The organism is Microbacterium sp. BF1 (assembly GCF_019279095.1).
GTDB lineage: Bacteria > Actinomycetota > Actinomycetes > Actinomycetales > Microbacteriaceae > Microbacterium > Microbacterium maritypicum.
Window position 1 is genome coordinate 1 of sequence record NZ_JAGYWT010000129.1, and the last position, 5,858, is coordinate 5,858.

Genomic DNA, 5,858 nt, shown 5'->3' on the forward strand with positions numbered 1-5,858 from the left:
GGTGCGCGACATCGCGGCCGAGGATGCGCTCCGGGACACGCTGCGGTCCGTCTGGAGAGAGCACCTGGGCGAGGAGCTCACCGCGACCGGCTCCTTCCACGACGTCGCCGCCGCCGAGTTCGTCACCCGCACGGTGCCCGCGCTCGAGGCCGAGGGCGTCACGGTCAGCGTCGAGGGCCGTCGCAAGAGCTACCACGAGCTCACGGGCGAGCCGGAGATCACCGTCTCGACCGTCGAGAGCAGCGATCCCGACTGGTTCGATCTGGGGATCCTGGTCAAGATCGACGGGCGCACCATCCCGTTCGAGCCGCTGTTCATGGCGCTCAGCAAGGGGCGCAAGAAGCTCCTCCTGGTCGACGGCAGCTACTTCTCGCTGAATCACCGTGCGCTCGATCGCCTCCGGGAACTGATCGACGAGTCCGGCGCGCTCGACGAGTGGGAGACCGGTCCGCGGATCAGTCGGTACCAGACCGATCTCTGGGAGGAGTTCGAAGACCTCGCCGATGAGGCGATCCCCGCCGTCTCGTGGCGTGCGACCGCCGACGGTCTGCGCGCGGCCACCTCGGTGCCCCCGGTCGCTGTGCCGTCGGGTATCACGGCCGAACTCCGCCCCTATCAGAAGGAAGGTCTCGACTGGCTCGCCTTCCTGTGGAGCCATCGCCTGGGTGGCATCCTCGCTGACGACATGGGGCTCGGCAAGACGCTCCAGCTCCTGGCCCTCATCGTGCATGCGCGAGAGGCGGGGGAGCGGCGGCCCTTCCTCGCCGTCGTGCCGACATCGGTCCTCGCCACCTGGCGCAGCGAGGCCGAGCACTTCGCGCCCACGCTCCGGGTGCGGCTCCGCGGAAACACCCAGGGTCCCTCGGTCGACGCCAGCATCCGCGACGTCGATCTCCTCATCACCACCTATGCCGTCGCCCGGCTCGACGAGGCCGAGTACGCGCGCGTCGAGTGGGCCGGAATCTTCCTGGACGAGGCGCAGTTCGTCAAGAACCCGGCGACCAAGCTGCACCGCGCCATCGCCTCATTCCGCGCGGATGTGACGTTCGCGGTCACCGGAACGCCGATGGAGAACAGCCTGAGCGAGCTGTGGGCGCTGTTGAAGCTCACCGCTCCGGGGCTCTTCGCCTCGGCGCGGAAGTTCCGCGAGCAGTACATCCAACCCATCGAGCAGGGGAAGGTCCCCGAGAACGAGGAGGGCGGCGCCTACCGTCAGCGTCGCCTCGAGCAGCTTCGTCGGCGGATCCGGCCGCTGCTGCTGCGACGCACGAAGGAGCTCGTGGCACCCGACCTGCCGGCGAAGCAGGAGCAGATCCTCGAGGTCGAGCTCAGCTCCTCCCACCGGGCGCTCTACGACGTCGTGCTGCAGCGCGAACGGCAGAAGGTGCTCGGCCTGCTGGAAGATCTCGACCGCAACCGCTTCATCGTGTTCCGATCGCTCACCCTGATGCGCATGCTCAGCCTGGCCCCGGGGCTCATCGACGCCGCGGATGCGAAGATCGGCTCGCGCAAGCTCGATGTGCTGCTCGAGCGCGTGATCGAGTTGCAGGCTGAAGGGCATCGCGCGCTCGTGTTCAGCCAGTTCACGTCGTTCCTCGACCTCGCCGCGGCCCGCCTCGACGCCGCCGGCATCCCCTACGCGCACCTGGACGGGTCGACGCGCCACCGCCAGAAGGTCGTCGAGAGCTTCACATCGGGAGTGCAACCGGTCTTCCTGATCAGCCTCAAGGCCGGCGGATTCGGCCTCACCCTGACCGAGGCCGACTACGTCTTCCTGCTCGATCCGTGGTGGAATCCGGCGGCCGAGGCGCAGGCCGTCGATCGCACGCACCGCATCGGTCAGGTCAGCCAGGTGTTCGTCTACCGGATGATCTCCACCGGCACGATCGAGGAGAAGGTGCTCGACCTGCAGCGCCGCAAAGCGCGGCTGTTCACGGCCGTGCTCGACGATGAGGCGCTGTTCGCGCAGTCGCTCTCCGCCGACGACATCCGCGGCCTGTTCGAGGACTGACCGGATTACTCACGGCCGGGTCGACCGGGCGCACAGGGAGCCGTCGGTACAATCGAACGGTTCACTTTCGGGAGGAATGCAATGCGGATCACGGGACTCGGCCACGCCGGGATGTTCATCGAGACGGTCGGCGGGAACATCATCTGCGACCCGGTCCTCGGACCCTCGTTCTACGGATCCTGGTTCCCGTTCCCCGACAACCGTGGTCTGGACTGGGAGCGCTTCGGACGCGAGGCCGATTTCCTCTGGATCTCGCACCGGCACCGCGACCACTTCGACCCGCGGCTCCTGGAGCGCTACATCCGCAAGGACATCGAGGTGCTGCTTCCGGAGTATCCGACCGATGACCTCGAGAAGGACATCCGCGCCCTCGGCTACACGAACATCACCTACGCTCCTGCCGGCCAGGTGATCCAGCGCGGTGAGCTCAAGATGATGATCACGCCGCTGCGCGCGCCCAGCGACGGCCCCATCGGCGACTCCTCCCTGAGCGTCGACGACGGCACCGGCTCGATCCTGAACCAGAACGACTCGCACCCGCTCGACCTCGAGAAGCTGCTCGACTTCGGCAAGCCCGACGCCTACTTCACCCAGGTGTCCGGTGCGATCTGGTGGCCCATGGTCTACGACCTGCCGCTGGACGCCAAGCAGAACTTCGCCCGGCTCAAGCGCGAGGCGCAGAACAAGCGCGCGATGTACTACATCGAGAAGGTCGATGCCCCGCACGTCTTCCCGATGGCAGGGCCCCCCATGTTCCTGCGTGACGACCTGTTCGACTTCAACGGTCTCGGCAAGAACGGCGAGTCGATCTTCACGGACCAGAAGCAGTTCCTCGCGCACATGAAGGAGCTCGCGCCGCAGTACGACGGTCAGCTCTTCATCCCCGGCACGGTCGTCACGATCGACGGGGGAGAGGTCACGAGTGAGCAGACGCTCTACACCGAGGCCGAGATCGCGCACATCTTCGATGAGAAGTGGGAGTACCTCGAGGAACAGCGCGCGAGCCGACAGCAGGAGATCCGCGACGAGGAGGCGTCTCGTGCCGAGATCATCCCGCCCGCAGAGATGCTCGAGGCGATCAAGACCTGGTGGGAACCGCTGCTGAAGAAGTCCCGCACCATCCGGCTCGGTGTCGGCGGTTGCGTGCGCTTCCGCATCGGCGAGCTCGACATGGTGGTCGACTTCCCCCGCGCGAAGGTCCGCGAGTACGCGGGCGAGGAGTGCGTGTACTGGTACACGATCCCCGCCGACCTGGTCTCGACGAACATCGTCGATCACGAGATCGACTGGTCCAACTCGATCTTCCTCTCGATGCAGTTCTCGGTGGGCCGCAGTGGCAAGTTCAACGAGTTCCTCACCACGTTCCTCAAGTGCCTCTCGGTCGATCGGATCGAGTACGTGGAGAACTGGTACCAGGAGCAGACCGACCAGACCGAAGATACCGAGATCGGCGACTGGGTCGTTCAGCGCCGCTGCCCGCACCTGCGCGCCGACCTCACCCGCACGGGCACGGTCGACGAGGACGGGATCCTCACGTGCAGCATGCACGACTGGAAGTGGGATCTGAAGACCGGCCGCTGCCTCTCCACCGCCGGCCACCCGATCCGCTCGTCGAAGATCGACGAGGTCACCGATCCGGTCCTGCAGGAAGCGAGCTGATCCGCCGGAGCCTGCGCTCCGATAGACTTTCGTCACAAGCAACCTTTAACACCGTCCTGTGAGGCGGAGAAGGGAGCGGCCGATGAGCATGCGCACTGTGCTGCACGAAGCCGACATCTCACGAGCGCTGACCCGTATCGCCCACGAGATCCTCGAATCCAATCGAGGTGCCGAGAACCTCGTCCTGCTGGGCATTCCGACCCGCGGCGTCACTCTCGCCCATCGCCTCGGCCTGCTGATCAGCGAGATCGCGCAGCAGTCGGTCCCCGTCGGCGCGCTCGATGTCACGCTCTTCCGCGACGACCTCGCCAAGCACCCGACGCGTTCCCCGCGGCCCACCGAGATCCCGGTGGGCGGAATCGACGGCAAGACGGTCGTGCTCGTCGATGACGTGCTCTTCTCCGGCCGCAGCATCCGTGCCGCTCTCGACGCCATCCAGTCGATCGGACGCCCCGCCGTCGTGCGCCTGGCGATCCTCGTCGACCGCGGACACCGCGAGCTCCCGATCCGCCCCGACTTCATCGGCAAGAACATCCCCTCCGCCCGCACCGAGCGGGTCAACGTGCGCCTCTTCGAGAACGACGGGGCCGAGGAGGTGACGATCGGCGAATGAGACACCTCCTCGACACCCGCACCCTCGATCGGGCGACCGCCCTGCGCATCCTCGATGTCGCCGAGGACATGTCCGACACGCAGTCGCGTGAGGTCAAGAAGCTCCCGACGCTGCGCGGCAAGACCGTGGTGAACCTCTTCTTCGAGGATTCGACACGCACCCGCATCTCGTTCGAGGCCGCCGCCAAGCGCCTCTCCGCGGATGTCATCAACTTCGCGGCGAAGGGTTCCAGCGTCTCGAAGGGGGAGAGCCTGAAGGACACCGCGCAGACGCTCGAGGCCATCGGCGCCGACGCGGTCGTGGTCCGCCACCCTGGATCCGGCGCCCCGCAGACGCTCGCCACCAGCGGCTGGATTTCCGCCGGCGTCGTCAACGCCGGAGACGGCACGCACGAGCACCCGACGCAGGCCCTGCTCGACGCCTTCACCCTCCGCAAGCGCCGCTTCGGCGCCGAGAGCCGCGGTCGCGATCTGAGCGGACTGCGGGTCGTGATCGTCGGCGACGTGCTGCATTCGCGGGTCGCCCGCTCCAACGTCTGGCTGCTCACCACGCTCGGAGCAGAGGTCACCCTGGTCGCGCCGCCGACCTTGGTGCCGCAGAACGTGTCGCTCTGGCCGGTCCGCGTGGTATACGACCTCGATGAGGCTCTGGCCGAGGACCCGGACGCGGTGATGATGCTGCGCATCCAGCTGGAACGCATGAACGCTGCATATTTCCCGACTGAGCGGGAGTATTCCCGTCGATGGGGTCTGGACGCACGGCGTGTGGCCGGTCTTCCGGCAGGTAGCATTGTCATGCACCCCGGACCCATGAACCGGGGACTGGAGATCTCCTCCGAAGCTGCCGATTCCCCCCGCTCGACGGTGCTGGAACAGGTCACGAACGGGGTCTCCGTCCGCATGGCGGTGCTGTACCTGCTGCTGGCAGGAGAACGAGACGACGAACGAGGGGGAGACCTGTGAACGAGACCCTCGTCATCACCGGTGCACAGCTGCTCGGTGCCGAGAGCGCCGACATCATGATCGAAGACGGCCGGATCGCCGAGATCGGCACCGGGCTCACGCGCTCCGGCGCGCGCGTCATCGACGCGGCAGGGCTGGTCGCCCTTCCGGGACTCGTCGATCTGCACACGCATCTGCGCGAGCCCGGCTACGAGGCTTCCGAGACGATCCTCACGGGAACGAGGGCGGCGGCCGCCGGTGGCTTCACCGCCGTCTTCGCGATGCCCAACACCTCGCCGGTCGCCGACACCGCCGGCGTCGTCGAGCAGGAGCTCGCGCTCGGCGAAGCGGCCGGCTACGCCACGGTGCAGCCCATCGGCGCCGTGACGGTCGGACAGAAGGGCGAGCGCCTCGCCGAGCTGGGAGCGATGGCCACGTCCCGCGCACAGGTCCGCGTCTTCAGCGACGACGGCTTCTGCGTGTTCGATCCGCTCATCATGCGCCGCGCGCTGGAGTACGTGAAGTCGTTCGACGGCGTCATCACCCAGCATGCGCAGGACCCCCGCCTCACCGAGGGCGCGCAGATGAACGAGGGCACGGTCTCGGCCGAGCTCGGCCTGGCCGGATGGCCCGC

Annotated in this window: 5 protein-coding genes; all 5 read left to right on the top strand. The window is 67.2% G+C overall.

Annotation, left to right across the window (positions count from 1 at the left end):
- Nucleotides 1-2,011 (top strand): DEAD/DEAH box helicase (locus tag KZA10_RS06590; RefSeq protein ID WP_218682461.1); only part of this gene is annotated, 2,011 nt, incomplete at its 5' end.
- Nucleotides 2,012-2,092: 81 nt separating this feature from the next.
- The gene (locus KZA10_RS06595; RefSeq protein WP_218682462.1) at nucleotides 2,093-3,670 is read left to right on the top strand and encodes a Rieske 2Fe-2S domain-containing protein; all 1,578 of its coding nucleotides are present in this window, start codon (nucleotides 2,093-2,095) and stop codon (nucleotides 3,668-3,670) included.
- A gap of 82 nt (nucleotides 3,671-3,752) precedes the next feature.
- Nucleotides 3,753-4,283 (top strand): bifunctional pyr operon transcriptional regulator/uracil phosphoribosyltransferase PyrR, encoded by a 531-nt coding sequence (pyrR, locus tag KZA10_RS06600; protein WP_017830560.1) that lies wholly within the window; start codon nucleotides 3,753-3,755, stop codon nucleotides 4,281-4,283.
- Nucleotides 4,280-5,245: an aspartate carbamoyltransferase catalytic subunit gene (locus KZA10_RS06605; protein WP_218682463.1), complete on the top strand. Its 966-nt coding sequence runs from the start codon at nucleotides 4,280-4,282 to the stop codon at nucleotides 5,243-5,245. The genes pyrR and KZA10_RS06605 overlap by 4 nt, the downstream gene beginning before the upstream one ends.
- A gap of 56 nt (nucleotides 5,246-5,301) precedes the next feature.
- Nucleotides 5,302-5,858 (top strand): amidohydrolase family protein (locus KZA10_RS06610; RefSeq protein WP_256934498.1); only part of this gene is annotated, 557 nt, incomplete at its 3' end.

What these genes read in the sequence shown, in the direction of transcription:
- KZA10_RS06595 (WP_218682462.1), top strand. Translation starts at nt 2,093, where the DNA reads ATGCGGATCACGGGACTCGGCCACGCCGGGATGTTCATCGAGACGGTC.
- KZA10_RS06605 (WP_218682463.1), top strand. Translation starts at nt 4,280, where the DNA reads ATGAGACACCTCCTCGACACCCGCACCCTCGATCGGGCGACCGCCCTG.
- pyrR (WP_017830560.1), top strand. Translation starts at nt 3,753, where the DNA reads ATGAGCATGCGCACTGTGCTGCACGAAGCCGACATCTCACGAGCGCTG.